General features: G+C 70.0%; 21 protein-coding genes and 3 pseudogenes. 11 read left to right on the top strand and 13 right to left on the bottom strand.

Annotated elements, in window-relative coordinates; genetic code table 11:
• Positions 1-1,088: pseudogene (locus ABNX41_RS12465) on the top strand (IS21/IS408/IS1162 family transposase); the annotation flags it as partial.
• Positions 1,088-1,855: pseudogene (istB, locus tag ABNX41_RS12460) on the top strand (IS21-like element helper ATPase IstB). The pseudogenes ABNX41_RS12465 and istB, both read left to right, overlap by 1 nt.
• A 210-nt stretch (positions 1,856-2,065) precedes the next feature.
• Here istB and ABNX41_RS12455 read toward each other — a convergent pair.
• Positions 2,066-6,100 carry a non-ribosomal peptide synthetase gene (locus ABNX41_RS12455; protein WP_438670046.1) on the bottom strand — a complete coding sequence of 1,345 codons (4,035 nt, stop codon included), beginning with the start codon at positions 6,098-6,100 and terminating at the stop codon, positions 2,066-2,068.
• A 715-nt stretch (positions 6,101-6,815) separates the two neighbouring features.
• Between ABNX41_RS12455 and ABNX41_RS12450 the strand changes: the two genes are divergently transcribed.
• Complete coding sequence (locus ABNX41_RS12450; protein WP_438670045.1) at positions 6,816-7,718, top strand: hypothetical protein; 903 nt, start codon at positions 6,816-6,818, stop codon at positions 7,716-7,718.
• Positions 7,719-7,883: 165 nt separating this feature from the next.
• Positions 7,884-9,155: an ArnT family glycosyltransferase gene (locus ABNX41_RS12445; protein ID WP_438670044.1), complete on the top strand. Its 1,272-nt coding sequence runs from the start codon at positions 7,884-7,886 to the stop codon at positions 9,153-9,155.
• A gap of 101 nt (positions 9,156-9,256) precedes the next feature.
• Here the strand turns inward: ABNX41_RS12445 and ABNX41_RS12440 are convergent, their stop codons facing one another.
• Positions 9,257-11,164 carry a hypothetical protein gene (locus ABNX41_RS12440; protein WP_438670043.1) on the bottom strand — a complete coding sequence of 636 codons (1,908 nt, stop codon included), beginning with the start codon at positions 11,162-11,164 and terminating at the stop codon, positions 9,257-9,259.
• Positions 11,165-11,346: 182 nt separating this feature from the next.
• Here ABNX41_RS12440 and ABNX41_RS12435 point away from each other — a divergent pair, with 182 nt between their 5' ends.
• The 3 genes from ABNX41_RS12435 to ABNX41_RS12425 are packed head-to-tail and all read left to right on the top strand — an operon-like array spanning position 11,347 to position 14,006.
• Positions 11,347-11,997, top strand: a complete 651-nt coding sequence (locus ABNX41_RS12435) for an HAD family hydrolase (RefSeq protein WP_438670042.1) — start codon at positions 11,347-11,349, stop codon at positions 11,995-11,997.
• Positions 11,994-12,950, top strand: a complete 957-nt coding sequence (locus ABNX41_RS12430; protein WP_438670041.1) for a phosphotransferase — start codon at positions 11,994-11,996, stop codon at positions 12,948-12,950. The genes ABNX41_RS12435 and ABNX41_RS12430 overlap by 4 nt, the downstream gene beginning before the upstream one ends.
• Positions 12,951-14,006: a glycosyltransferase family protein gene (locus ABNX41_RS12425; RefSeq protein WP_438670040.1), complete on the top strand. Its 1,056-nt coding sequence runs from the start codon at positions 12,951-12,953 to the stop codon at positions 14,004-14,006. It abuts the gene before it with no gap.
• Between the two features lie 64 nt (positions 14,007-14,070).
• On the opposite strand, the gene ABNX41_RS12420 is transcribed toward ABNX41_RS12425, so the two are convergent.
• From ABNX41_RS12420 to ABNX41_RS12390, 7 genes are all read right to left on the bottom strand, one after another.
• Positions 14,071-14,520 (bottom strand): universal stress protein, encoded by a 450-nt coding sequence (locus ABNX41_RS12420; RefSeq protein ID WP_438670039.1) that lies wholly within the window; start codon positions 14,518-14,520, stop codon positions 14,071-14,073.
• A 134-nt stretch (positions 14,521-14,654) separates the two neighbouring features.
• Entirely contained in the window at positions 14,655-15,689 is a 1,035-nt protein-coding gene (locus ABNX41_RS12415; protein WP_438670038.1) for an ABC transporter ATP-binding protein, read from the bottom strand.
• Positions 15,686-17,248 carry an ABC transporter permease gene (locus ABNX41_RS12410; protein WP_438670037.1) on the bottom strand — a complete coding sequence of 521 codons (1,563 nt, stop codon included), beginning with the start codon at positions 17,246-17,248 and terminating at the stop codon, positions 15,686-15,688. The genes ABNX41_RS12415 and ABNX41_RS12410 overlap by 4 nt, the downstream gene beginning before the upstream one ends.
• Before the next feature lie 62 nt (positions 17,249-17,310).
• Positions 17,311-18,309 (bottom strand): iron ABC transporter substrate-binding protein, encoded by a 999-nt coding sequence (locus ABNX41_RS12405; RefSeq protein WP_438670036.1) that lies wholly within the window; start codon positions 18,307-18,309, stop codon positions 17,311-17,313.
• A gap of 258 nt (positions 18,310-18,567) precedes the next feature.
• Complete coding sequence (locus ABNX41_RS12400) at positions 18,568-19,227, bottom strand: response regulator (RefSeq protein ID WP_438670035.1); 660 nt, start codon at positions 19,225-19,227, stop codon at positions 18,568-18,570.
• A 45-nt stretch (positions 19,228-19,272) separates the two neighbouring features.
• On the bottom strand, positions 19,273-20,661 hold the full coding sequence (locus tag ABNX41_RS12395) for a sensor histidine kinase (protein ID WP_438670034.1): 1,389 nt from the start codon (positions 20,659-20,661) through the stop codon (positions 19,273-19,275).
• Positions 20,662-20,863: 202 nt separating this feature from the next.
• On the bottom strand, positions 20,864-21,391 hold the full coding sequence (locus ABNX41_RS12390) for a MarR family winged helix-turn-helix transcriptional regulator (protein WP_438670033.1): 528 nt from the start codon (positions 21,389-21,391) through the stop codon (positions 20,864-20,866).
• Positions 21,392-21,451: 60 nt separating this feature from the next.
• Between ABNX41_RS12390 and ABNX41_RS12385 the strand changes: the two genes are divergently transcribed.
• Positions 21,452-22,324: an EamA family transporter gene (locus ABNX41_RS12385; protein WP_438670032.1), complete on the top strand. Its 873-nt coding sequence runs from the start codon at positions 21,452-21,454 to the stop codon at positions 22,322-22,324.
• Here ABNX41_RS12385 and ABNX41_RS12380 read toward each other — a convergent pair.
• Positions 22,311-22,775, bottom strand: coding sequence for a hypothetical protein (locus tag ABNX41_RS12380; RefSeq protein ID WP_438670031.1), 465 nt, complete (start codon positions 22,773-22,775; stop codon positions 22,311-22,313). The two genes, ABNX41_RS12385 and ABNX41_RS12380, sit on opposite strands and share 14 nt — an antisense overlap.
• A gap of 365 nt (positions 22,776-23,140) precedes the next feature.
• Here ABNX41_RS12380 and ABNX41_RS12375 point away from each other — a divergent pair, with 365 nt between their 5' ends.
• The 3 genes from ABNX41_RS12375 (at position 23,141) to ABNX41_RS12365 (ending at position 25,117) form a co-directional block, all read left to right on the top strand.
• A complete protein-coding gene (locus ABNX41_RS12375) occupies positions 23,141-23,908 on the top strand; it encodes a siderophore-interacting protein (RefSeq protein WP_438670030.1) in 768 nt (255 codons plus the stop codon).
• Positions 23,909-24,156: 248 nt separating this feature from the next.
• The gene (locus tag ABNX41_RS12370; protein ID WP_438670029.1) at positions 24,157-24,336 is read left to right on the top strand and encodes a hypothetical protein; all 180 of its coding nucleotides are present in this window, start codon (positions 24,157-24,159) and stop codon (positions 24,334-24,336) included.
• A gap of 97 nt (positions 24,337-24,433) precedes the next feature.
• Complete coding sequence (locus ABNX41_RS12365; RefSeq protein WP_438670028.1) at positions 24,434-25,117, top strand: LysR substrate-binding domain-containing protein; 684 nt, start codon at positions 24,434-24,436, stop codon at positions 25,115-25,117.
• 89 nt (positions 25,118-25,206) lie between these two features.
• Here the strand turns inward: ABNX41_RS12365 and ABNX41_RS12360 are convergent, their stop codons facing one another.
• The 3 genes and pseudogenes from ABNX41_RS12360 to ABNX41_RS12350 form a co-directional block, all read right to left on the bottom strand.
• On the bottom strand, positions 25,207-25,584 hold the full coding sequence (locus tag ABNX41_RS12360) for an ABC transporter ATP-binding protein (protein ID WP_438670053.1): 378 nt from the start codon (positions 25,582-25,584) through the stop codon (positions 25,207-25,209).
• A gap of 65 nt (positions 25,585-25,649) precedes the next feature.
• A pseudogene (locus tag ABNX41_RS12355) lies at positions 25,650-25,955 on the bottom strand (ATP-binding cassette domain-containing protein); the annotation flags it as partial.
• Between the two features lie 76 nt (positions 25,956-26,031).
• Positions 26,032-26,244, bottom strand: a complete 213-nt coding sequence (locus ABNX41_RS12350) for a hypothetical protein (protein ID WP_438670027.1) — start codon at positions 26,242-26,244, stop codon at positions 26,032-26,034.
• Between the last annotated feature and the right edge of the window lie 4 nt (positions 26,245-26,248).

Raw genomic sequence — 26,248 nt, 5'->3', positions numbered from 1 at the left:
AGTGGCCCATGTTCGCCTGTGTCACAGCCGGATGTTCTTTGTGCGGGCCTATCCGCGCGAGACGCAGGAGCCTCAGCCATCGGGCTCGAACCGATGGCGCCGCGATGGCTTCGATGTTCGATGCCCATGATCGGGCTTTCGCCTTCTTCAAGGGCACCTGCACCCGTGGGGTCTACGACAACATGAAGACAGCGGTGGAGACCATCTTCGTCGGCAAGGAACGCCTCTACAATCGTCGGTTCCTGCAGATGGCTAGCCATTATCTGGTAGAACCTGTTGCCTGCACCCCGGCTTCGGGTTGGGAGAAGGGTCAGGTGGAGAGCCAGGTCGGCACGGTCCGCCAACGGTTCTTCTCGCCCCGGGTCAGGGTCAAGAGCTACGAGGAACTGAACGCTTGGCTTCTGGACAAGTGCATCGCCTCGGCCAAAAGCAGCAAACATCCCGAGCTGACGGACAAGACTGTCTGGGAGGTCTTTCAGAAAGAGCGCCCGCACCTTGTCCCCTATGCCGGGCGCTTTGACGGCTTCCATTCGCTGCCTGCGGCGGTATCGAAGACTTGCCTCGTGCGCTTCGACAACAACAAATACTCTGTCGCGGCAACGGCTGTCGGGCGGCCGGTCGAGATCAGGGCCTATGCGGAACGCATCGAGATCCGGCAGGAGGGTCGGTTGGTCGGAGACCACCCGCGCCACTTCGGCCGAGACCGAACGGTCTACAATCCCTGGCACTATGTGCCTGTTCTTCTTCGCAAACCCGGGGCTCTGCGTAACGGCGCACCGTTCAAGGACTGGGTTCTTCCCGGAGCTCTCGAACAAATCCGACGCAAGCTGCAGGGCTCCTCGGATGGCGACCGCCAGATGGTGAAGATCCTCGGCGCCGTGCTGACGGAAGGAATGCCTGCGGTGCAAAAGGCCTGCGCCGAAGCCCTCTCGCAGGGCGTTCACTCCGCCGATGTGATCCTCAATATCCTGTCTCGCAGGCGCGATCCGGAGCCACCACCGCTCCTGCTGACCTCTCCGGCCTTGCGCCTGACCCATGAGCCTGTGGCGGACTGCGCCCGTTATGACCTGCTGCGGAGGGCCAGCTGATGGATCGGGCTGACATCATGGCCGCAATGGGCGAGTTGAAGCTCTACGGGATGCGCGCCGCTTATGACGAACTCATGGCAGTTGCTGTGCGCCGCCAGCACGAACCCCGCCAGATCGTTGGAGATCTTCTGGCCGCCGAGATCAACGAGAAGAAAGCGCGGTCGGTCAAATACCAGATCACCACCGCCAAGCTGCCCTATGCCCGGGAGATCGAGGAGTTCACCTTCGGTGACACCCCGATCAACGAGACCCTGGTGCGCGATCTGGCCAGCGGGGAATTCCTCAGCCAACAGCGCAATGTCGTGCTGGTGGGCGGCACGGGGACCGGCAAGACCCATATCTCCGTGGCCATCGCGCGCGCGGTCATCCGCAATGGTGCCCGGGGCAGGTTCTTCAATGTTGTCGATCTGGTGAACAGGCTGGAGGCCGAGGCTCGTGCTGGACGGGCGGGCCGGCTTGCGGAACATCTGATGCGGCTCGACTTCGTCATTCTCGACGAACTCGGATACCTGCCATTCGCGCAGTCCGGCGGCCAGTTGTTGTTCCATCTGTCGAGCCAAGCTCTATGAGCAGACTTCCGTCATCGTCACCACCAACCTGGCATTCGGCGAGTGGCCGACCGTCTTCGGGGACGCGAAGATGACCACCGCGCTGCTCGATCGCCTCACACACCACGGCCCTTCGCCATCGCGCTCGAACCGACGGCGCTGCGATGGCTCGACGTCGAGACCGGAAACGACAGCTGGCGCATCAAAACCCGAGCCTGAACACCCTCCAAAACGCAGGCCCGCGTCGGCTGCGCCAGCTGGAAAGCTACGCCGCCACGGGCCTGCTCACCCGCGCGCTAAAGGGGTCACTTTTGGACGCCGATAAGGGGGCACTCTTCAACGTCGATTGACAATTACCCGGCGAAAGCAGGTCCGCGCGCCGACGGCGCATAGGCCGCGCAAAGCCTCCCTCGCCCAGGCCAGGCCCGCTCAAGAAAGCGGCGGCTCCCGCTGCAAAAGCCGCGACAGCTTTCCGGCCAGATCCGCCACGTTCGGCTCGTGCAGGATTGTCAGGTGATCGCCCGCGACATCAAGCACTTCGGCCCCCGCGCTGGTCACCACCCGCCATCCCAGGGCCCCGGCGATCCCTTCCTCGGTATCGGTGGACTCCGCCGTGGCGCGGAACAGCGTGATCCAGCCCTCCCACACCCCCGGGACATAGCGCGAGATCGCCAGGTCGATCGCGGCCTGATGCGCCATGCTGGTGGAGATCGGCGACAGGATGCCGAGCCTGCGCGTCAGGCGCACCCATTGCCGGGCGAAATGAAAGCCGAGCTGCGCGCTCAGCCTGCTGCCCGCGCCGCAGACGACATTGCGGAAATTGCGCCGCAGCCGCGACAGGTAATAGGCCAGCGAATGCCCGGGCGCGGCGCGGGGGCGCCCGCCCGGCCCGGCGGCATCCAGCAGATAAAGCCCCGCCACCTCGCGCCCCTGCGCGGTCAGTTGCCGGGCGATCTCGAAGGCCAGCCAGGCGCCTTGCGAGACGGCGATCAGGCTGACCGGCCCCTCGGGCCGGTGCCGTTCGATATTGGCCCGGTAGATTGCCGCGATCTCCTCGACCCCGGTCGGCGCGCCGGGCGCCAGCAGGTCGAGCGTCAGCCCGATCAGCGGCTGGTCCCGGCCGAGCCGCCGGGCGAGCGGGCGGAAAAACGCGCCGCCCTCGCCCAGGATGTGAATCGCGTAGAGCGGCGGACGGGCGCCGGCGGGCTGGATCGGGATCATGCAATCGGGCAGGTCCCCGCGCGCCCCCCGGGCCAGCTCGGCGGCGATGCCGCGCGGCGTCGGCGCGCGGTAGAGCGCGGCAAGCGCCGGATGAAGCCCGAAGGCGCGCTGCAACCGGCCCATCAGCCGCACCGACATCAGCGAATTGCCGCCCAGGTCGAAGAAGGACTGGTCCGGCCCGACCGGCCCCACGCCCAGCAGGACCTGGAAGATCTCCTGGATACGGGCGATTGCGGGATCGTCATCGGCGCCGACCGGCGGCTCGGGCAGAGGCGAGGACATTGGCGCGGCCACCGGCCTCGGCAGGGCCGCGACGTCGATCTTGCCCCCGGGCGTGCGGGCGAAGGCGCGCACCGGCAGGATCAGGGGCACCATATGCGCGGGCAGCCCCTCGCGCAGCCGGGCGCCAAGCGCGGCGACCACCGCCCCCGGATCGGCGGCATCGCCCAGGGCGACCCAGGCCAGAAGCCGGGCCGCGGCGCCGCTGCCCTCCAGCGCGACATGGGCACCGCCCACGGCGGGATCGGCCTCCAGCCGGGCCTCGATCTGCGCCGGTTCGATGCGGAAGCCGCGCAACTTGATCTGCCGGTCGATCCGGCCGAGATAGGCCAGTTGCCCGTCCGCCTGCCAGCTTGCCAGATCGCCGCTGCAATAGGCGCGGGCCGCGCCCTCGCCCCGGAAGGCCGCCGCGGTCAGGTCGGGACGGCCGAGATAGCCAAGCCCGAGGCAGGGGCCCCCGATCCGCAACTCGCCCGCGATCCCGGGCGGGGCAAGGCTGTCGTCGGCCAGCCGGATCTCGCAATGCGCATGGGCGAGCGGGCGGCCGATGATCGAAACCGCGCCCTGCCCCGGCCCGGAACCGACCTGCGGCCCGCCCAGCGTGGCGGTGATCGTGGTCTCGGTCGGGCCGTAACCGTTGAGCCAGCGCAGATCCGGGTAATGCCGCCGCCAGCGCGCGATCGCCGTCGGCGAGACCCGCTCGCCGCCGACGATCATCAGCCGAAGCGATCCGGGCAAGGGCGGGGCGGCCTCTGCGTCGGCGGGCGGCAGATCGGCGGCCAGCACATGCCAGAAGGCGGTGGGAAGATTGGCCACGCTCACCCGCTCGCGTGCCAGCGCGGCAAGGAAATCCCCGCTCGACGCCGTCATGTCGTCGTCGCGCAGCACCAGCGCCGCGCCGGACATCAGGCTGGGCAGGATCTCTTCCAGCGCCACGTCGAAGCCAAGGCCTGCGAATTGCAGCACCCGGTCGGCCTCGGTCAGGCCGAAGGCGGCGCGGATGATCTCGGCATGGGCGGCGATGGCGCGCTCGGGGATCATCACGCCCTTGGGCTGGCCGGTGGTGCCCGAGGTGAAGATCACATAGGCCAGATCGTCGGGCGCGGGCGCGGGCCGGGGCGGCGGGCTGTCGGCGCTGCCCGCAAGCCCGGGCGCGGCCGGATCGAAAAGCGGCAGTTCGGCCACGAAGCGGCGGCGCAGATCCTCGCGCCCCATCACCGCCTTCGCGCCCGAGCGCGCCAGCATGTCCGAGAGCGCCGCATCGGGCAGCGCGATGTCCAGCGCCACGAAGGCTGCCCCGGCCTTCATCACCGCCAGCAGGGCGATCACATGCTCGGGGCTGCGCGGCAGCGCCAGCGCGACCAGATCGCCCCGGCCGATCCCCTCGGCCCGAAGGCAGGCGGCCAGATGATTGGCCCGGCCATGCAGGGCGGCATGGCTCAGCCCCTCGGCCTCGCCCGCGACCACAACCGCCGGGCGCGCGGCATGCTGCCGAGCAGCCGCCTCTATCCGCGAGATCAGCGGCGGCGCATCCGTATCGGGCGCCTTTGGCGCGGGCCCCGAGAAGCGGGCAAGCTCCGCCATCTCCTGCGGCGAAAGCATCGAAAGCGCGGCCAGCGGGCGGTCCGCCGGATCGGCCATGGCCCGCATCAGCCGCGAGAACCAGCCCAGAAGACGCGCCGCCCCCTGCTCCCCCAGCCGCTCCGGGTCGTATTCCAGCCGGAAGACCGGGGCGGGATCGTCGCTGACCGCCAGGGTGACAAGGGGCGCCATCCGGCTGATTTCCTCGACCTTCAGGCGGGGGTCGAAGACCTGGGCGAGCGAGCGGCGCTCGAACATCAGGATGGTGTCGAAAAGCGGCCGGTCGCGCGGCGCGTCGCACAGGTCCGCGATCTCGGACAGCGGGGTGTGTTCGACGGTGCGCAAGGCGTTCGAGAAGGCGCGTTGCGCGCGCAGCGCGGTCTCAAGGCTGTCCGGGCCCAGCCGGACGCGGCAGGGCAATGTGTTGATCTGGCAGCCCGCCGAGGCCTGCCCCGAGGGCAGCAGGTGGCGGCCCGAGCGGGTCAGGCCGAAGACCGCCTCGCCCCGGCCGCAGATCCGCGCCAGCACCAGCCCCCAGGCCAGCGCGGCGGCATCGGCCATGGTGGCGCCGACGGCGGCCAGGCGGGCACGCAGGGCCTGGGCGCAGGCCTCTTCCAGCCCGCCCGGGATCACATCGCGCCGCATGCCTGTGGGCGGCGCGGCACCGGGCGGCGGGGCCAGCACCCCGGGCAGAGCGGAGGGACTGTCGAACCCCGCGAGATGGGCCTGGAAGAAGCGCCGCCCCGCCGCGTGATCCATGGTCTCGATCCGCGCGCAATGGGCGAGAAAGCCGTCCCCCGCGCTGCGCAGAAGCGGCGGCGCCCGACCGTCGCGCAGGGCGGCATAGCTGTCCAGAAGCTCTTGCAGGATCAGCCGGTAGCCGCCGCCGTCAAGGAGGGCGTGGTGAAAGCTCCAGACCATGACCGGCGCGCCCCTCGCCGGACGCAGCAGCCGCACCCGCCAGGCGGGCCAGCGCGTCGGATCGGGCGGATCGGCCTGGTCGGCGGCGATCCAGGCGCGGATCTCGGCCTCCGGGCTGTCGCGCCCCGGCAGGGGGATCTCGGCGAAATCGGGGACCAGCGCGGCGACCGGGGTCTGGACCGGGCCGGTTTCGGCCAGCGGCGAAAGCGAAAGCCGCAGCGCCGCGTGATGGGCGGTGACATGGTCCCAGGCCGCGCGCAGCGCCGGGGTCGAGACCGGGCCCGCCGCCAGATGCACCACGACCTGCAACTGGTTCAGCCCGGGCTTGCCCGCAAGCCGACTTTCGAACAGCAGTCCGATCTGGCTGGGGGTCAGCCGCAGCGGCGCCGAGGGGCCCGGTCCGCGCAGGGCGGTCGGCGCGAGATCGGAAGCCGGAACCAGAAAGTTACTCGAGTGGGACATTCGCATCGCCGCTTTCGATCACGAAAAAATTTCAAATGGGCGAATATCTATGCCGCCAAGCATGACGCGGCTTTCCCCTCTGTCAACAATAAGAGGCCCGTCATGCCGCACCCGCCCACCTGCGCCGCGACGGCGATCCGCTTTCCCGGGGCCGAGGCTCATGTTTGAACGCAACCCGGCGAAAGAGCGGGCGGCGCGGCACAGGACAGGGTGCAGCCGCGCGACCGCGCCTCTGCGGCGGGCCGACATGGGCGCGTGGAACGCCACCGCGCCGGTCGCACCCGGCAGGCGGATGTTCTCAAGCCCTTGCCCCATCTCCATCCCTTGCCTGCCATTCCCGTCCAGAGCGTCTTCGCCCCAAGCTAACACCATGACAGGGGATCAAAATATGGCGATTTCTGGCCTTTCCCTCGACTTCTGCGGCACGTGGGATCGGCCGGAGCATCAGGACGCCGCATTTCCCGCCGCCCGCCGACAGAGCGGGCGAAGCCCGCCCCCGTTTAGGCTTGCGGCGACGGGCGCCCCGCTCGCCAAGGACACGGCAGAGGGGACGCCTCGCCCTTGCCCCCCCGCCCCGTCCGGGGATCGCCCAGGTTTTTTCTTTGTTCTGACAGAAACCGCCCGTAACCTGGGCACCGAGGCCATCGACCCGCCACCCCGGATCGGGCGGCCAGCAACCGGATGAAGATCCCACCGACCGGATGAAGATCGAAGAGTGACGCTCTCACGCAGAAATCTGCTCGCAGGCGCGGGCGCGATCGGCCTCGGGCCGCTCACCGGCGGCGCCGCGCTGACGGCGGGCCAGGGGGCGGGCCAGGGGTTCGACCGCCGCGTCGTGCAATCGGGCCACAGCCTGACCGACCCGCTGATCGAGCCGCTGCGCAGCCTTTTGCGGCTTCAGGCCGGGGCCCGGGGCGAGATCGTCAAATCCACGATCCCCGGCAGCCCGATGGACTGGCGGTGGCACAACGATCCCGGATCGGGCCAGCCCTATCTGCGCGAGCCACGGGTGATGGCCGGTTTCGACCTTCTGGTGATCACCGAGCGCACACCGCTTTCGGGCACGATGGACTGGCACGATTCGCCCGGGATGGCGCTGCAATGGGCAACGCATGCCTGGACCCATGGCGCCGGGGGCGCGGGCGCGCCCACGATCCTTTACGCCACCTGGGTCGGGATCGGCTCGGGGCCGGACGACCCCAACCCCTGGAACGACCCCGAGGGCCATCTGACCTTCCGCGAGCGGATGCCGCTTGAAATGGCCCGCTGGGACAGCATCCAGGCCCATGTGAACGCCAATCGCCCGCGGGAGATGGCCCATGTGAAGATGATCCCCGGCCCCCTGGTCTTCGCCGCCGCCCATGACGCGATCCTGGCGGGCGAGGCCCCGGGGATCACCCGGCTGTCGGAGCTGTTCTCGGACGATGTGCATCTGAACGACCTTGGCGCCTATCTGATCGCGCTGGCGCATTTCGCGGTGATCTACGACGTGGACCCGGTCGGGCTGGCGGCCAATATCCCGCCCCGCACCGGACCGGACCCGCAACAGGCGCTGTGGATGCAGAAGCTGGTGGCGGGGGTCCTGGCCGGATACGGGGGCAATCGCGAAAATGACTGACGCGCCACGGTCGAGCCGCAGGGCGCCGCCCGCCTTCGGCAAGAAGCATGCGCCGCATCCCTGGGCCCGCACACCCGCCCTTGCGGCGAGAACCCGCGCGCGCCCCACCCCGGCCCGCGCCCTTGCGGCGGGGGGCCACCCCCCCGCCATCCCGGGGCGCCCGGCATGAGCCTGCGGTTCTCCGTCGCACCGGACGCGCACCTGACGCTTTTCCCGCCGCTGGCGATCCTTGCCCTCGGCATGGCGATCCGGCTGGTCTGGGTCGCGCTGGTCCCGGTCGATCCGGTCTCGGACAGCCATGCCTATCAGGTCTTCGCCCTGACCCTCGCGCGCGAGGGGGTCTATGGCTGGACCGCCGCCGAACCCAGTGCCTATTGGGCGGTGGGAACCGCCGCGCTGGTCGCGGCGGGCTATCTGCTGTTCGGCGAGACGCCGCTGGTCGTCGTCGGGCTGAACCTGATCGCCAGCCTTGCGATGATCTGGCTGAGCTGGCGCATCGCCGAAAGGCTGTGGGGGGCTTCGGCCGGGCGGATCGCCATGGCGCTGATGGCGTTCTGGCCCAATCTGATCTTCTTCACCTCGGTCCTGTCGAGCGAGCTGTTCTTCCTTGCCCTCAGCCTTGCGGGCGTCTGGTTCTGGCTGCTGCGCGAGACGTGGAGCTTGCGCGACGCGCGCGGCCTGCCCGCGCTGCTGGCCTCCGGCCTCTTCTTCGCCGCCGCCTGCTATGTGCGGCCGGTCGCGCTTTTGCTGCCGGTGGTGCTGTGGATGGTGACCTGGCCCCAGGGGCTGCGGCAAAGCGCCCGCGCCCTGGCCGGGGCCGGGGTGGTGCTGGCGATCATCTATCTTTGCGCCCTGCCCTGGTCGATGCGCAACCAGGCGGTGCTGGGGGCGGATGCGCTGATCTCGACCAATTTCGGGCCGAACCTTTGGATGGGCAACAACCCCGCCTCGGACGGCGGCTACATGGATCTTCCGCCCGAGGTCGCATCCATGTCCGAGGGCGCGCGCGCGGAATATCTGGGCGCCATCGCCAAGGATTACATGCGCGAAAACCCCGGCCAGACCCTGCTTCGCACCCTGAAGAAGGCCGTGCAACTGCATGGGCGCGAGACGATCGGCGTGGCCTGGAACGAAGCCGCCATCCGCGCGCTTGGCGGCGACGGGCTGCTGGCGGCGGCCAAGCTGGTCGCGACCGGCTGGTGGTATTCCCTGGTGCTGGCGGCGGGGACGGGGATCGTCCTGCTGTGGCGCGAGGGGGGCTGGCGGGCGGCGCTGTTCAACCCGGCGGTGGCGATCTGGGGTTATGTCACCCTCGTCCATGCCGTGATCGTGGTCGAGGACCGCTACCACATGCCCGCCTCGCCCTGGATCGCCATGCTGGCGGCGGTGGCGCTGGCGCGGCTTCTGGCCCGGGACCGCGAGGCGCCCGCAAGCTGAGGCGCCCTGGAACTGAGCCGGGGGGAGCGCCAGCCCTGCGGCCTTGCGGTCGGGAAGATCCGCGCCCCGCGCGATGCGCCCCCCATGGCAAGCCCCCGCCCCTATGCAGAGGCCGCCAGATCCGCCCGCGCCGCGCCCAGAAGCGCCCTGTCGGTATCGTCGGCGCGTCCCGCGCTGTCCGCCTCTAGGCAGCCGACGATCTCGGATGGACGCATGTTGGCCGCCTCCAGCAGCCGCCCCATCCTGACCGGCAGCCGCTCGACCGCGATCCCCGCATGCCAGCAGGCAAGCGCGAGGCTGGTGTGCCCGGCGAAATCCGGGCCGCAGCCGTAAAGCCCGCATGCCGCCAGATCCGGCGCCAGGCGCAGCGTGTCGGCATAGACCGCCATCGCCCGCGGCAGGCCCATGGCGACCTGATCGCCGATCATCGGATGGCCGTAATGCGAGGCCATCGGGATATCTGCGAAGATCGCCGGGGCGGATGCGGCGCGGATCAGGTCGGACCAGCCGAAGGCGGCGATCCCCAATTCCTTGTCCGGGCGCAGACGCAGCACCAGGTCGAATTCCTCGCCCGAGGCCATGGCCAGATCATGCGCCGCGGCAAGCTTGTAATGCATCTTGCGGCTGTTGGACCAGCCGGAGAACCGCGCCGCCGCGTCATCCTCCAGCACGACGCTCTCGCTGCCGTAGAACTCGGCGACCTCGGCGGCCGTGACCCTGCCGCCATGGCGCAGGGCGCGAAACAGCGCCGGATAGCGCGCGCCCATCTCGGCCATGCCCAGCCGGTTCGCCGCCACCCGCCAGGCCGCGCCGAAGGCCGGGCCCTCGAAGGGCAGATAGGCGCGGAAGGGCTCGGCGCCCGAGCGGCCGATGCTCTCCCAGGCGTGGACGAAGAAGCGGCAATCCGCGCCCTGAAGCAGGCCGCGCCGCCACGACGGAAGCGCCCGGCGCCAGCCGCGCAACTGCCCCGAGACGCAGACCGCGACGCGCGGCGCGCGGCGGCCAAGCCGCAGCATCGGCGCCCCCGCCGCAGCAAGCCTTGCCGCCGCCAGCCCCGCCGCCGCATGCAGCGCCTGCACGGGTTTCGATTGCAGCCGCCGCAGGGCCCGCGCGATCTCCGCCCGGTCCGGGCCGCGCAGCGCCGCCCATTCGGCGATCCGCCCGCACCAGAGGGCGGCACCGTCCCCGGAGCCCGAGGGCCCCGCCACGGCCGCAGCCGCAACCTCGGCCGGGATCAGGCCAAGCGCGCCCCCGCGCAGGGCCAGCGCGCGCATCGCCGGGTCGGCCGCATCCGGGGCCGCATCCAGGGCCGAGGCCAGCAGGTCCGGCAACAACCCGTCGATCGCACCCCCGCCCGAGATCCAGTGCAATTGCACGATCTGCCAGGGCTGGAACCGCCCGGCCAGGGATTGCGCGGTCGATTGCGCCAGCAGATCGGCCACATCGGCCAGATTGCGGCGAAAGCTTTGCCGGTCGAACATCGCATTATAGGGCACGGCCATATCGGCAGGACCCAGGCCCGCAAGCGCCTCATGATGCCAGCGGCTGAGCGCCTCTTGCGCGATCGGCGGCCCGGCGGGGCCCGAACCGGGGGCCGAGCGCAGCAACAGCGCCAGCAGCAGGAAACCGCGCCCGCGATGCCCCTCGCCCCACAGCGCCGCCATCGGCGGGGCGAGCGCCCGCGCCATCCCCGGCAGGACCTTGGCATCGCCGCCCGAATGCGCGACCGCGATCTGCAAAGGCAGGGCAGGCGCCGCCCCGGCCGGATCCTCGACGATCAGGGCGCGGAGCAGGTCCTCATGCGCCCCCGGCGGCAGCGCATCCCCCGCCAGCGCCGCGACGACGGCCGCCGCCGCCGCCTCGAAGACCGCGCGCGGCGGCTGGTCCCGCATCAATCCGGCGCCAAGCCGCAGCGCGGCCTCGTGATCGCCCGCCCGCGACAGGGCGGTCAGATCGGCCAATTGCGCGGCCAGGGCGTCGTTTTCCGGCCCCACGGCGACAGAAGTCATAAAGAAACCACCTTTGGCATGGATCACTCATCGCAACCGGACCGGGACCCCGCGCGGGGGGCCTTCGGACGGGGCACATCCGGCCCCGGCGTTCAGGGGGCGTGTCTTTTCTTGTTTGTTCGTCGGAGCACCTTGGCACTATGCTGCAAGCCGTGAATGGAAACAACTCCGGGATCCTGGGGATGGGCGCAGAGGGGAACTGGCCAGAGGCGGTCGACACTTCGCCGTGGCAGGCCCTGTGCTTCGACCTCGACGGCACGCTGGTCGATACCATGGCGCTGCACGGCCAGGCCTATGGCGAGGTTTTCGCCGATCTGGGCCATCCCCTGGGCATGGCGCAGTATCTTGCCCATATCGGCCCGCCCGCCCGGATCGCGATCCGGCTTTACGCCAGGGCGGCGGGCATGGGCGAGATCGCGGACCAGACCGTCGCCGAGATCCATGCCGCCAAGAAAGCGCGCTTCCGCGCCGTTCTGGCCCGGGACGGGGCGGCGGGCCTTCCGGCCTCGGCCCTGATCGCGCGCCATGCCGGGCGCCTGCCGATGGCGGTGGTCTCGTCCGGAAACCGCGACGGGGTCGAGCTGATCCTGCGCCACATGGGCTGGCGCGAGGCGCTCGCCGCCGTGGTCAGCGGCGACGATACCCTGCGCGGCAAGCCCGCGCCCGACCCCTATCTGCTGGGCGCCGAACGGCTTGGCGTGGCGCCCGGGCGCTGCCTCGCGTTCGAGGATACCGAAACCGGGATCGGATCGGCGCTGGCCGCCGGGATGGCGGTGGTCGATGTCACCCGGCCCGGCCGGATCCTGCGCCCGGACCGGGACGCGCCGCGATGAACCACGCCCCGCCCTTCGATCCGCGGGACGGCGACATCCTGCGCCACCCGGCCCTGCGCGACTGCGGCGACGCCATCCCGCTCTCGGGGTTTTCGGGGGCGACCATCGCGCTCATCCCCGACGGGCCGCGCAGCTTCGTGCGCAAGGCCAGCAACAGCCGCGCCGGAAATGCGGGCCTGCGCGGCCAGGCCCTGCGCCAGCAGCGCCTGGCCGGGCTGGTGGCGGGCTGCGCCGCCATGCCCGAAGTGCTGGATATGGGCGAGCGCGACGGATATTTCTATTTCGACATGGAATTCGTGCCCTCGCGCGATGCGATCAACTTCCTGTCGAACAGCGGCTTTCACAGCGTCGCGGATTTCGCCGACCGGGTCGAGCGGCTGATGATCCGGCTGGCCGAAACCCCCGCCCCCGCCCCCACCTCCGGGCCCGCGCCGCTGGCGCCGTCGAAGGCGCTGGTGGAGGCAAAGCTCGACCAGATCGCCGCCCGGACACTTGGCGCCTTCGGGGCCGAGCTTGCGCCGCTGCGCGCGGCATTGGCCCGCATCGACCGGCTGGCCGCGCCCGGCGGGGCGACGGCGGTGCATGGCGACCTGACCTTCGAGAACATCCTGGTCGACCGCCATGGCGCGCTCTGGCTGATCGACACCATCGCCTCGCCCTTCGATCATTTCGCCATCGACTGGTCGAAGCTGTTCCAGGAATGCGAGGGGCTCTGGCACGCCCATCGGGGGCGTCCGCTCGCCCGCGGGGTGACCTGGTGGCTCAGGCAGCGGTTCCACCGCGCGGCGACCCTGCTCGACCCCGGCTGGCCGCAGCGCCATTACATCCACCTCGGGCTGACCTTCGCCCGTATCCTGCCCTATGTGAAGACCGACGAGGATCGGTCCTTCGTGGGCCGCCGGGTCGCGGAATGCGGCCGGGCCGCCCTGGAAACGCTTTCCCAGAGGTCCTGAATGCATATCATCGTGCCCTGCGCCGGCCGTTCTTCGCGCTTCCCCGACATGCCCCCGAAATGGATGCTGCCCGACCGCGACGGCCTGCCGATGGTGCGGCGCGCCGTGGCGGGCCTTGGCGCGCGGACCGAGGATTTCATCTTCACCATCCTGCGCGAGCATGAGGAAAGGTTCAAAGCCCGCGCGGGCCTTTGCGCCGCCTTCGGCCAGGAGGTGAACTGCGTCATCCTCGACCAGCCCACCCGCAGCCAGTCCGAGACCGTGGCCGAGACCCTGCGCCGCACCGGCATCGACGGGCCCTTCATGGTCAAGGACAGCGACAATTACTTCCAGGTCGACCGGCTGTTCCAGAACCACAATTACGTCTGCGTGGCCTCGCTCAGCGCCTTCAGCCAGATCAACCCGCAGAACAAAAGCTATGTCCAGGTCGACCAGGAAGACACCATCGTCAATTTCCGCGAAAAGCAGGTCATTTCCGACATGTTCAGCGTGGGCGGCTATTACTTCACCAGCCCGGCCGAGTTTCTTGCCGCCTATGAAGAGCTGACCGACACCTCGCGGCTGGCGGCGGGCGAGCTTTACCTGTCGGAAATCATCGCCTGGCTGTCGATGAACGGCAAGGTCTTCCGCGTCAAGCGGATCTCGCAATACCAGGACTGGGGCACGGTCCACGAATGGCGCGAATATCTCAAGGGCCACCGCCAGTTCCTGGTCGCGATCGACGGCTTCCTGTTCGAGCAGGGGTCGCAATATTTCCATCCCCGCTTCGAGGAGGTGGCGGTCAACCCGGTCGCCGTCGACGCCCTGCGCGATCTGGAGGCCCGGGGCCAGTCCATCGTCTATCTCTCGATCCGCCCGCCCGGGCTTGAGACGCTGACGCGGCGGCAACTGGCGGCGGCGGGCCTGCCGGAGCGGCCGATCCAGTTCGGTTGCGACCTGACGCAATGGGTCCTGCTGACGGCGCCGCATGCCAACCAGCCCTTCACGACCGGGATCGCCATCGAGATGCCCCCCGACGATCCCAACATGGCCGACAAGCTGCGCCTGTCGGACTAGCTTGCACCCCGACCGGGGGCGGCCCCCGGGCCGCCCCTGTCGCGCTTTCGACCGGCCGGGCGGTTCAGCGCACCACCAGCACCGGCACCGGGCTGTGGGCCAGCACTTCCGCCGTCTGGCTGCCCAGCAGCAGCCGCCCGATCCCCCGCCTGCCGTGCGAGGCCATGCAGATCAGGCTGCAACCGCGGGCCTTCGCGGTCTCGACGATGCCCTCGGCCGGAGGCGCGTTCGGCACATGCAGCATCTCGGCCGGGACGCCGATGCGGTCCGCCGCCGCGATGGCCGCCTTCAGGATCCCGGCGGCGATTTCGGCCTGCCGCCCGTCATAGGCCTCGATTTCCTCGGGCCCGGGAAACCAGGCGGCCCCCGCCGCGCCGACATAGGCCGGGAAGGCCTCGGTCACGGTGATGATGGTGACCCTCGCCCCAAGCGCCCTGGCCAGGGTCAGGCCGTGGTCGAGGCCCTTTCCTGCGACTTCGGAACCGTCGGTCGAGATCAGGATATGGCTATACATGTTCACTCCTTCGAGATTGCGCACGGATCGACGGCGGAACGATGATCCCGATGGGCGGAAAGCTCAATCGTCGCGCAGCAGTATGGCCGCAATCGTGAACGGCTGCGCGGCGGAAGCCCCCGGCGCAGGCGCGGCTAGAGGATCGTCGCGGCGCCGGTCATCGAAAGACAGACCTCGCTGCCCTCGTCAAATCGCTCGGCCGCCATGGAATCGACCTGAAGCTCCATCTCGCCGCAGCGGACCAGATAGGTCATGTCGTGGCCCTTGAACTCTGCGGCCAGGATGCGCCCGGTCGGGACCTCGCCCGGGGCGGGGCGGCGGATGCGGATCGTCTCGGGCCGCAGGCCCAGCGTGACGGGCCCTTCGACCGCCGCCCCCTGCCCCTCGCCCCGCCCCGCCAGCGGCAACTCGCCCAGAGCCGTCCTCGCCACCCCGCCCGAGACGAGCGCCGCCACAAGGTTGGTGCGCCCCAGGAAGCCCGCGACGAAGGCGTTGGCGGGGCGGTCGTAGACCTCGCGCGCCGGGCCCTGCTGCATCACCCGGCCCCGGTCCATGACCACCAGCCGGTCGGCGAAGCTCAGCGCCTCTTCCTGATCATGCGTCACCAGCAAGATGGCCGCGCCCGAGGCCTTCAGAAGCTGGCGGATCTCGCGCCGGGTGGCGCCGCGCAGCGCGGCGTCGAGGTTCGAGAACGGCTCGTCCAGAAGGATCAGCCCCGGCCCGGCGGCAAAGCTGCGCGCCAGCGCCACCCGCTGCTGCTGCCCGCCCGACAACTCGTCCGGATAGCGGGTGCCGAAACCGCTTAAGCCCACCATCTCAAGATGCCGCGCCACCGTCGCGGGCGATCTGTCGCGGGCGCCGAACAGGATGTTTTCGGCCACGGTCATATGCGGGAAAAGCGCGTAATCCTGAAACACCATGCCGATGCCGCGCGCCTCGGGCGGGGTCGGGGCCACATCGCGGCCAAGCAGCTCGATCCGGCCGCGGTCGGGCGTCTCGAACCCCGCGATCAGGCGCAGCGTCGTGGTCTTGCCGCAGCCCGAGGGCCCGATCAGCGCCACGATCTCGCCCGCGCCGATGTCGAGGGACAGGTCGTCCACCGCCGGGGGCGCATCCGCCGCGAAACGGCGCGAGAGGTTGCGAAGGCGCAAAAGCGGGACATCGGTCATGTCGGTCGGCCCTGGCTGGGGGAAGGCGTGGAGCGGGCCTCGTATTTCAGGATCAGGCCCACGAAAAGGCTTGCGAACAGGATGACGCTCAGCGCATAGGGCGCGGCTTCGCGCATCATGCCCTCGGCGGTGCGGGCGAAGACGTTCATCGACAAGGTGGTATAGCCGGTCGGCGCCAGCAAAAGGGTGATCGGCAGTTCCTTCACCACCATGATGAAGACCAGAAGCGCCCCGGCCAGCATCGGGCGGCGCAGGCGCGGCAGCACGACCGCCAGAAAGGCGCGCGAAGGCGTCGCGCCAAGCGCGCGGGCGGCCTCTTCCTGGCGGGTGCCGATCTGCATCAGCGCCAGCCGGATCGGCCCGAAGGCCAAAACCAGAAAGCTCATGGTGCAGGCAAAGACCAGGACCAGCCAGCTTTGGTAAAGCGCGGGCGCCACCTGCAGGACGAACATCACCATGGCCAGCGCGAAGGCCAGGGAGGGCGTCGCATAGCCCATATAGGCCAGCCGGTCGACCAGCGCGGACAGCGGCCCGGGCCAGCGCAGGACCAGCACCGTCACCGGCAGCGCCAGTGCCACCGCCAGCGCCGCGACGGGCCCGGCGACGCCCGCGGTCCGCAGCGCGCTGCGGCCCAGTTGCCCCCAGTCCATCGCCGGAAGGCCAAGCCGCATCCAGTGCCCCAGCACCAGAAGCGGCAACCCGACCGAGGCCAGCACGACCATTGCGATCCCCGCCCGGACGGGCCAGCGCCAGCGGCCAAGCGCCACCGGCCGCGCCGCCCGCGCAACCCCGGTCCCGGTGCGCGCGAAACGGCGGTTGCGGGTCACCGCACGCTGGCCCAGCAGCGCGGTGACGGTCAGCGCCAGCAGCATCAGCGACAGCCAGGCGGCATAGGTGCGGTCGAAGGCGCCGCTGTATTGGGTGTAGATCGCGAAGCTGAACACCTCGTAGCGCATCAGGGCGATGGCGCCGAAATCGCCGATCACATAAAGCCCGACGATCAACCAGCTTGCCACCAGCGCGGGCCAAAGCTGCGGCAGCACGATATGGCGAAACACCCGCAGGCGGGACTGGCCCAGGCTTTGCGCGCTTTCCTCCAGCGCGGGATCCATGCCCAGGAAGGCCGCGCGCAGGTTCAGGAACAGATAGGGAAAGGTGTAGAGCGCCAGCGCCAGCCCCGCCCCCCAAAGCCCGTGCAGCGGCGGCAGCGACAGGCCGAACCACTGGCGCGCAAAGCCGTAATAGCCCGAAAGCCCCAGCAGCGCATAGGCCATCACATAGCCCGGGATCGCCAGCGGCAGCGCCATCAGGAACGAGACCACGCCCCGGTGCCGCAGGTCGCTGCGCGTCACCAGCCAGGCCATCGGCAGCGCGATCAGCGTGCCGATCCCCAGGACCACCGCCACCAGCTTGAGCGTATTGCCGAAGAGCCACAGGTTGCGCGGCCGGAACACGATGGCGGCCAGCTCCGAGGGCTCGGCATCGAAGGCGCGCAGCACCAGATAGGCCGCGGGCAGGCAGGTGCCGATGCCCACGACCAGCGCGGGCAGCAAAAGCACGAAGGGAGGGCGGGACCCGCGCCCCGCTCTCCCCCATGACATCGGGCCTGGCATCGCCCGGGTCAGAGCAGCCCGACCTCACGCAGCAGCGCGAGCGTGCCCTCCAGATCGCCGATCTGGTTCAGGTCGACGCGCGGGCTGACCTCGTTCACCTTTTCCAGCGATTCGAGCGTGCCATGCGGGATCACGCCCTCGATCACCGGATATTCGTAGCCTTGCAGGGTGATGAACTGCTGGGCGACCGGCGAGAGCAGGAAGTCGAGGAAGGCCTGGGCCGCTTCCTTGTTGTCCGAGACCTCGACGATGCCCGCGCCCGCCGACAGCACGAGATTGCCGATGTCGCCGTCGGCGAAGGGGGTCTGGCCCACCGGGAACTCGGGGTCGGGGCCGGTGTAGCGGCCAAGGTAGTAGTTGTTCACCAGGCCGAAATCGACCTCGCCATTGGCGATGGCGTCGATCTGGGTGCCGTTGTTGCGATAGACCTTGGCGTCGTTGGCGATCATCGCCTCAAGCCAGGCCTTGGCCGCCTCTTCGCCCTCGGCGACGCGGAAGGCGGTGACGAAGGCCTGGAACGAGCCATTGGTCGGCGCCCAGGAGACGCGGCCGCGATAGGCCTCGTCGGTCAGGTCGAGGATCGAGGCGGGCAGCGCATCTTCGGCCACGCGCTCGGTCGAATAGACCAGGACGCGGGTCCGGCCCGAGGTCGCCACCCATTTGTTGGCGTCGGATCTGAACACGTCGATGACCGCGCCGTTCACCTCGGCCGGAAGCTCGGCGAAAGAGGCCGCAAGCGCGCCAAGCGCCCCGGCATCCTGGGCCCAGAACACGTCGGCGGGGGTGTTCGCCCCCTCTTCCAGCAGAAGCGTCGCAAGCTCGGAGGTGCCGCCGTAGCGCACTTCGGCATCGATGCCGGTGGTGGCCTCGAACTGCGCCACCAGCGGCCCGATCAGCGCCTCGCCACGACCGGAATAGATCGTCAGCGTCTCGGCCGAAGCCATGGATGCCGCGCCGAGCGCCAGCCCAAACGTCACGCCGACACCAGCCAGGAAAGTCTTCTTCATGCGATATCCTCCCGCATATTGCCGACCGCTGCGCGCGGGCCGCCCGGGCCCGGCGCATCGGCGGCGGTTTCTTGCGACGACGGCTGTTTGGCTGGGCCCGCATGCCTTGGAGAAGCGGCGGGATGGCTGGCGATCGCGGCGGGGGCTCCCGTCCGGCGGATCGACCGATCGCAACAGGAGGGACGATAGTCGACAAAATCCTTCGGCAAAACGCGCCTAGGACCATTGCGACCCGGCATAGGCCCAAAGGCCTAAGGCTCAGGCGCGGGAATGATCCGCCGCGCGGCGGACCAGCGCCGCCTCGGTCCGGTTGCGCACCTGAAGCTTCTGCAGAATGCGCGAGACGTGATGCTTGACGGTCTTTTCCTGCATGTCGCCCCTGAGCGCGATCTCCTTGTTGGAAAAGCCCGCCGCCAGCCAGCCCAGCACCTCATGCTCGCGTTGGGTCAGCAGCGCCATCAGATCGGTGTGCGCGGCGACAGGCCCGGATTTCGGCTCCTCCCCCTGTGGCCGCCGGGTCAGGATGCGGGCGGCAAGCGTCGGGTCGACATAGCCCTCGCCCCGGTGGATGTCGCGCAAGGCATCGAGCAGCGCGCGAGAGCCGAGGCCCTTGAGCAGATAACCCTTCGCCCCGGCCTTGAGCGCCTCGACCGCCTCGTCGGGATCCTGCGAGGCGGTCAGGATCGCCACGGAGGCCAGGGGCCATTCGCGCAGGATGGCGCAAAGCGCCGCCCGCCCGCCCCCCGGTATCGAAAGATCCAGCAGCACCAGATCGGGCCGCAGCGCCAGCGCGGCGGCCAGCGCCTCATCGGCATTGGTCGCCTCGCCGCAGATCTCGAAATCCCCGGCATCGCGCAGCGCAAGCGCCAGCCCGTTGCGAAAGATCGGATGATCGTCGGCGATCAGAATACGGATCATTCGCTCCCCTCCCCCCTTTTGCCTTCCGGCTTCCTTCCCGGCGCCTTACCTGTCGGCGCCCTCCTCGCCGGCGTCCAGCGGCAGCCAGATCGACAGATCGGTCCCCTCGCCCGGCTTCGAACGCAGTTCGAACCGCCCCTTCAGCCCGGCCACCCGCTCGCGCAATCCGGGCAGGCCCAGTCCCTCGGACACATTCCCGGTGTCGAAACCGGGGCCGTCGTCGCGCACCCGGGCCATCAGGCCGCCGTCCTGCGGCCGAAGCACGACCCGGGGCGGCACGCCGGGCGCGTGATGCATGGAATTGTTCAGCGCCTCTTGCAAAAACCTGTAGAGACAAGTCTTCGCCGCAAGCGAAAGATCCGGCAGATCGCCGTCGATGACAAGGCCGACGCGATTGTTCGCGCGATCCTCATGCGCGAGGGCCAGGCGCCGGGCGATCTGCGCCACCGACAGGTTCTCCAGTTCCGGGACCGCAAAGCCCTGGCAGATATTGCGGATTTCCCGAAGCGCCTCGTTCACCGCACCCTGGACCTGCTGGTGGCGCGCATCGCCCGACCCGTCCAGCCGCAGGGCCGCGAAGGCCAGGTGCTGCGCGGGCCCGTCGTGCAGCTCGGCCGAGATCCGCCGCAGGTTGCGCTCATGCACGGTCGCGATCCGCCGGTTGGCCTGATCGACCCGTTCGGACAATTCGCGGTTGCGCGCAAGCAGCGCCGACAGGCGGCGGATCTGCGCGTCCAGCGCCCGGCGCTGCCGCAAGATGGTGCGGCTGCCGCGCGAGAACAGCACGAAGAACGCCGAGCACATCGCCAGCGACACCGCGCCGACCACCAGCCAGACCTTGCGCCGCGCCGCAGCGAGATTGGCGCCCAGCGTCTCGACGCCGGTATAGAATTCCGCCACCGCGATGACCTCGCCGGTGCGGGACGAGCGCAGGGGGCTGTAGATCTCCAGCAGCGCCAGGTCTTCGGGGATGCGGTCCGCATCCTCGTCATGCGAGGCGCGGCTGATACCCGCATGGACGCCCCCCGCGATGGCCTCGGACAGGCCGACGTTCAGCGCGAAGCGGCGCCCGACGATGGCCGGATCGTCGCTGTAGAGGATCTCGCCCTCGCGGCTCCACAGCTTGAAGCGGTAGATCTCGTCGCGCAACGCGCCGCGCCCGAGGATCTCCTCCAGCCTGCCGCGCCCCTCGGGCGACAATCCGGCCCCGGTATCCAGTTCCTGCGCCGCCGGTGCGATCATCGCATCGACATAAAGGGCGGTGACCGCCCCCGAATTGCCGATCACCACATGTTCGATCTCGCGCCTGACCCAAAGGCCGATCACGATCATGCCGCCCGCGACCACGATCGCGGCCAGCAGCATGAACTGCCTGCGCAGGCTGATCCGCGGTTCCTGCGGATGATCCAGAAGGCCTTGGTCGCGTCCAGGCATGGCGGGTCCGGGCATGAGGGGGCTGAGGCGGGGCTTGGCAAGGGTCAGGGGCCGGGCCCATCGCTTTTGCGTGATGAACGGGGGGCTGGCAAGCCGTCGCCTCGCCGAGGCCTCCACTTGGGTCGGGGAAGTGCAAGGCCGCCGACCCGGTCCGCCCCCCCAACGGCGCATCGAGACCGGCCGACGCCCAGCCCGCCGACGCTCAGTCCGCCGACGCTCGGTCCCGGGCCTGGGTCAGCGCCGCCAGCCATTCACGCAGCGCCGCATCCAGCGGCGCGCGCAGGGCGGGCGGCAGCGCGGCGATCAGCCGGTGCTGGTTGGCGACATGTTCGCCCACCACCCGGTCGACCAGCGCGAGCCCCTGCGGCGTCAGCGTGATCACCAGCCCCCGCCCGTCCTCGGGGTTCGGCCCGCGCTGGACCAGCCCCGCCGCCTCCAGCCGGTCGAGCCGGTTGGTCATCGTGCCCGAGGTGACCATCGTCCAGCCGATCAGGGCCGAGGGCGTCAGCCGATAGGGCGCCCCCGCCCGGCGCAGCGTCGCCAGCACGTCGAAACCGGCCGAGGTCAGGCCATGGGCGGCATGCAGCCGCGCCGTCTCATCCGCCAGCAGGTCCGACAGCCGCTTCAGCCGACCCAGAACCCCCATCGGCCCGGTATCGAGGTCCGGCCGCTCGCGCGCCCATTGCGCCAGGATCTGGTCGACATGGTCCATGGCCGCTTGGTATCGCACTTTATCTTGACGTCAAGTCATATCGAAAATATCTCGGCATCAAGACAGTCAGGGAATCCCATGTCCAGATCCACCGATCTCGGCCTTGCCGCGCTGGCGCCGGTCATCTGGGGCACGACCTATGTCGTGACCACCCAGATGCTGCCACCCGGCTATCCGCTGACCGCCGCACTGCTGCGCGCCCTGCCCGCGGGGCTTTTGCTGCTGGCGGTGACGCGGGTCCTGCCCCCCCGGGCCTGGCTGGGGCGGCTGGCGGTTCTGGGCGCGCTGAACTTCACGCTGTTCTGGGCGGCGCTGTTCGTCGCGGCCTATCGCCTGCCCGGGGGCGTTGCGGCCACGCTTGGCGCCGTCCAGCCGCTGGTCGTTCTGGGGCTGGCGCGGCTGGTGCTGGGCACGGCGCTGACGCCCGCGCGGCTGATCGCGGCCTGCGCCGGGCTTTGCGGCGTCGCGGCCCTGGTGCTGGGCCCCGAGGCGCGGCTCGACCCCCTCGGCGCGGGGGCGGCGCTGGCGGGCGCGCTGTCGATGGGGCTTGGCACGGTGCTGACCCGCAGATGGCAGCCGCCGGTCCCCGCGCTGCCCTTCACAGCCTGGCAGTTGACCGCCGGAGGGCTGCTCCTGCTGCCGCTGGCGCTGGTTTTCGAGCCCGCGCTGCCCGCGCCGGACGCCGCCAGCATCGGCGGTTTCCTCTGGCTGGGGCTTGCCGGCGCGGCGCTCAGCTATTTCCTGTGGTTTCGCGGCATCGCGCGGCTTGGCCCCGAGACGGTCACCGGGCTGAGCTTTCTCAGCCCGCTCACCGCGGTCCTGCTGGGCTGGCTGGTGCGGGCCGAGACGCTTTCGCCCCTTCAGCTTCTGGGCGCGGCGGTGGTGCTGGGCAGCGTGTTCCTTGGCGTGCGCGCGGGACCGGGCGGCCAGCCCGCGCCTAACCCGCGTTGAAGCCCCGGAACACCAGATAGCTGCGCGCGATGGCGCTTTCGAGATGGTCCCGGCCCGAGCGCGGGATCGTCGCGGGCGGCCGCAGCGAAAGGCCCGCCCGCTCCAGCCCGCTGCGGCACTGCCGGGCGAGCGGGGCGATCTCCTCTCCCGCCGCCTCGGGCCGCGCGAGCGATTCGACCAGCGCGATCTCGGCGGCATCCAGCAGGCCCCAGCCGGCGCCCTCGCCCAAGAAACAGGGCTCGGGTCCAAAGCGGCGGAACACCGCGAAAAGCGCCTCCAGCAGGCCATGCAGGCTGTCGTGGCGCAGCAGCAGGGCCAATTGGCGCTCGGCGATCTCGGGGATCGGATCCAGGCCCTTCCAGTCGCGATAAAGCGCGACGACCAGCGCCTCGCCCTCGTCGAGGTCGAAAAAGCCAAGCGGCGGATGCTGGGGAAAATGTTCATGCGTCACGGGACTACCCCTTTGTCTGAACCTTGTCTGAACAGGTTGGGTGGCAGATCGCGCGACCGGATGGCGCCACATTGGCACAGAATTTCCAGCATCGCATCACCCGAACGCCCGAGGGCGGCAAGAAAGCCTGAGCGGCACGGGCAAGGCCCCCGGACGCGCATGGCGGATCGCCCCGCGGTCGCGGCGCGGCCGGGAGGCGCACGGGCGGTAACGCGATCTTGCGCGTGACAATCCCCGCCGACCCGCAGAAAATGCGGGCAGGAGACGACCGGAAGGGCCCTGCCCGACCCCAATCGCCCCACCTCAATCGCACCATCCGAAACACTCCCGAAACCGGAAGACTCCCGAAACCGAAAGGCCAGAAGATGAGCAACCGCCCCGCTCCCCGCAGCTTCGAGGTGCTGTCGACCGGCATGGTGACGCCGAACATGCGGCGCGTCTCGATCGGCGGCGCCGCGCTCGCGGACTTTCCCGCCGCGCAGGACGGCGGCTATCTGAAGCTGCGGATCCCCGGCGCCACGCCGCAGGGCAAGGCCTTCGTGCGCACCTATACGATCATCCGCCAGACCGCCGATGCGCTGGACATCGACTTCGCGCTGCATGGCGGCGATGGCGATGGCGGCGGCGGGCCCGCCGCGTCCTGGGCGCTGGCCGCCCGCCCCGGCGACCGGATCGAGGCGGGCGGGCCGGGCCCCGCGAAACGGCTTGCGCCCGGGGCGGACTGGTATCTGCTGGCGGGCGACATGACCGCGCTGCCCGCGATCACGGTCAATCTCGCCGATCTGCCTGGGGACGCGGTCGGCCATGCCCTCATCGAGGTGCAGACCGAGGCCGACCGCCAGGACCTGCCCCTCCCCGAGGGGGTGTCGGTCGAATGGCTGATCAACCCCGAACCCGGCCATCACCCCGAACTTTTCGAACGGGCGCTCCGCGCGCTGCCCTGGCGCGAGGGCCGGGTCCAGGCCTGGTGCGCGACCGAATTCGAGGCGATGCGCCGGGCCCGGCAATATCTGAGGGCCGAGCGCGGCCTGACGCCCGAGCAGCTCTATATCTCCAGCTACTGGAAGCTGGGACTGGTCGAGGATGAGCACCGCGAGGTGAAACGCGCCGATTCGATGGCGGCCCCCGCCTGACGATCCCGCGCCCCGAAAGCCGGGGCATGCGGCCCGCCGCGCGGATCGGAGACGGCCCGGGTGGCGGCGTCTCGGTCCAGGCGGCGGTCAGGCGGAAGCGAAGGGAAAGCACCCCGGGCGACTGTCAAGGAAAGCCGCCCCGAAAGGCCGCATCGCAAGGCGCGGCGCCGGTCCGAAGACCGCCCGGCCTTGCCGCGCCCTGCAATTCCGGCCCGCCGCCCCGCAAGACCCGATCCGGGCGCAAGGGAATGACGGTGCTGGCTTGTCCAGCCGGTGGCGCATTTGCTATTCAGTCCCCATCCCGGCCGCCCCCCTGTTTCCGGCATATCTGGAAGAGCCCGTTGGATCTGAAGCAGTTCGAAGCCTTCGCGGCCGTCATCTCGACTGGATCCATCACCGCCGCCGCGCGCAAGCCGGAACGGTCGTGACCGGCGATCACCCGGCTGATCCGCGAGCTTGAGGCCCCCCTGCGCCAGGACCTGTTCCAGCGCAGCGGCCCCCGGTGTGTCGCCGCAGGAAAGCGGATTGCCTTCTACCGCCGGATCGAACCCGCGCTGCAACGGCTGCGCGAGGCCCGTATCTCGGTCGGGAACCGCGGCGCGAAGGGGCCGACGCTGCGGATCGCGGGCGACCTACAAGCTGGCGTCGAGCCCGCTGCCCGCCGCGCTGGCGCAATGGAACCGCCCCGACGTTCCTGTCTGCATCCAGGGCCACCCCGAGGTGGAGGTGCAACGGGTGCAGAACGGGCTGGTCGACATCGGCCTCAGCAGCCTGCCGCTGGAACACCAGGGGCTGAGGACCCACCGGCCGGGCGAGGGGCCGCGCCTCGTGGCATTTCACGCCAACGATCCGCTGGTCCGCCGCGACCGCATCGCGCTGTCGGACTTTATCGCGCTGTCGGACTTTCGCGGGCGCAGGATGATCCTGTCGGCCAATCCCCACCGCATGCCGGACGCGCTGAAGGAGCTGATCGAAATGGACCATTCCTGCGAGCTGGCACCGATCGAGACCAATGTCGCAGTCGCGCCGCTGATGTCGGTGCGGGCCGGGCTGGGCGTGGCCATCGCCCATCCGACCATCGCGGGCAGCATACCGCTTCCCGGAGCCATCCCGCGCCCGCTGGAACTGGCGCTGCCCCATACGTTCGGCGCGATCACGCCCCCCGGGGGGGCCATACCATGCCGCATATCCCGGATCTCGTTCAGGTGATGGCCGATACCGCATTGCGGATCGTGCCGGGCTTCCGCCTGCACGAGGCGCTGCATCGCGCCCGCCTCCTGCGGCATGCCTGAGGCGCCTCAGGCGACCGACGCCAGATCTCGGATATATTCGGCCATCGCCGCATTCCCGGCGGCCAGCCGGTCCAGCCGTTCGACGATCCGTCCATGCCGCACGACGATGATCCGGTCCGAGAAATTATCGACCACGGCCAGGTCCTGCGAGATGAACAGAAGCGACAGGTCCAGTTCCCGCTTCAGGTCGGCCAGCAGGTTCAGCACCTTGGCCTGGACCGAAACGCCCAGCGCCGCGACCGGCTCGTCGCAGACCAGAGGCCCGGGCCGCAGGATCGGGGCGCCGACGATCGCAAGGCGCTGCCGCTGCCCACCCGAGCATTCATGCGGCGAGCGGGACAGGCTGCCCGAAGGAAGCCGCAACTGATCCATCGCCTCGACCATCCGGGCCCGCCGCGCGCCTCGGCCCGAGACGCCGTGCAGGCCAGCATGTCGCCGATGCCCTGGCGGGGGTTCAGGCTGGCGAAAGGGTCCCGGAAATCCATCTGGATATCGCGCCGGACCGGGCGAAGCCGCCGCTCGGACAGCCGGGTCAGGTCCCGGCCGTCGAAGACGATCCGGCCCCGCTGCACCGGCAAAAGCCGCAGGATGGCCGGGGACAGCGTGGATTTTCCGCTGCCGGATTCGCCGACCAGCGCCACCACCTCGCCCCGGGCAAGGCGCAGGTCCAGCCGCGACACGGCCGGGGCGGCGGATCCGGCATGGCGGACGCTCAGGCCCAGAAGGTCAAGCAATGCGGGATCGCCCGCGGTCATTTCCGTCCTCCGTGCCGCAATCTGGGGCTCAGCGCATCGTTCAGCCCATCGCCCGGCAGGTTGAAGGCCAGCACCGTCAGCACGATGGCCAGCCCCGGGATCGCGGTAAGGAACCATTCCCCCGCACATGGTCGCGGCCGATGCCGATCATGTCGCCCCAGGTCATCGCATTGGGATCGCCCTGCCCCATGAAGGACAGGGTCGATTCCATCAGCACCGCCGAAGCGATGGTGATCGAGGCCGCCATGATCAGGGGCGGCAGCGCGTTGGGCAGGATCCCGCGCTGCAAGACA

The sequence above is a fragment of the Pseudogemmobacter sonorensis genome (genome assembly GCF_042762395.1).
Taxonomy (GTDB): domain Bacteria; phylum Pseudomonadota; class Alphaproteobacteria; order Rhodobacterales; family Rhodobacteraceae; genus Pseudogemmobacter; species Pseudogemmobacter sonorensis.
Note: the sequence above shows the minus strand (reverse complement) of the source record. Positions and strands in the feature narration are given on the sequence as shown.

Bases quoted from the DNA above. Each gene is read 5' to 3' on its own strand.
- ABNX41_RS12455 (WP_438670046.1), bottom strand. From the start codon at position 6,100: ATGTCCCACTCGAGTAACTTTCTGGTTCCGGCTTCCGATCTCGCGCCG.
- ABNX41_RS12445 (WP_438670044.1), top strand. From the start codon at position 7,884: ATGAGCCTGCGGTTCTCCGTCGCACCGGACGCGCACCTGACGCTTTTC.
- ABNX41_RS12440 (WP_438670043.1), bottom strand. From the start codon at position 11,164: ATGACTTCTGTCGCCGTGGGGCCGGAAAACGACGCCCTGGCCGCGCAA.
- ABNX41_RS12435 (WP_438670042.1), top strand. From the start codon at position 11,347: ATGGGCGCAGAGGGGAACTGGCCAGAGGCGGTCGACACTTCGCCGTGG.
- ABNX41_RS12430 (WP_438670041.1), top strand. From the start codon at position 11,994: ATGAACCACGCCCCGCCCTTCGATCCGCGGGACGGCGACATCCTGCGC.
- ABNX41_RS12425 (WP_438670040.1), top strand. From the start codon at position 12,951: ATGCATATCATCGTGCCCTGCGCCGGCCGTTCTTCGCGCTTCCCCGAC.
- ABNX41_RS12420 (WP_438670039.1), bottom strand. From the start codon at position 14,520: ATGTATAGCCATATCCTGATCTCGACCGACGGTTCCGAAGTCGCAGGA.
- ABNX41_RS12415 (WP_438670038.1), bottom strand. From the start codon at position 15,689: ATGACCGATGTCCCGCTTTTGCGCCTTCGCAACCTCTCGCGCCGTTTC.
- ABNX41_RS12405 (WP_438670036.1), bottom strand. From the start codon at position 18,309: ATGAAGAAGACTTTCCTGGCTGGTGTCGGCGTGACGTTTGGGCTGGCG.
- ABNX41_RS12400 (WP_438670035.1), bottom strand. From the start codon at position 19,227: ATGATCCGTATTCTGATCGCCGACGATCATCCGATCTTTCGCAACGGG.
- ABNX41_RS12395 (WP_438670034.1), bottom strand. From the start codon at position 20,661: ATGCCTGGACGCGACCAAGGCCTTCTGGATCATCCGCAGGAACCGCGG.
- ABNX41_RS12385 (WP_438670032.1), top strand. From the start codon at position 21,452: ATGTCCAGATCCACCGATCTCGGCCTTGCCGCGCTGGCGCCGGTCATC.
- ABNX41_RS12375 (WP_438670030.1), top strand. From the start codon at position 23,141: ATGAGCAACCGCCCCGCTCCCCGCAGCTTCGAGGTGCTGTCGACCGGC.
- ABNX41_RS12370 (WP_438670029.1), top strand. From the start codon at position 24,157: ATGACGGTGCTGGCTTGTCCAGCCGGTGGCGCATTTGCTATTCAGTCC.
- ABNX41_RS12360 (WP_438670053.1), bottom strand. From the start codon at position 25,584: ATGGTCGAGGCGATGGATCAGTTGCGGCTTCCTTCGGGCAGCCTGTCC.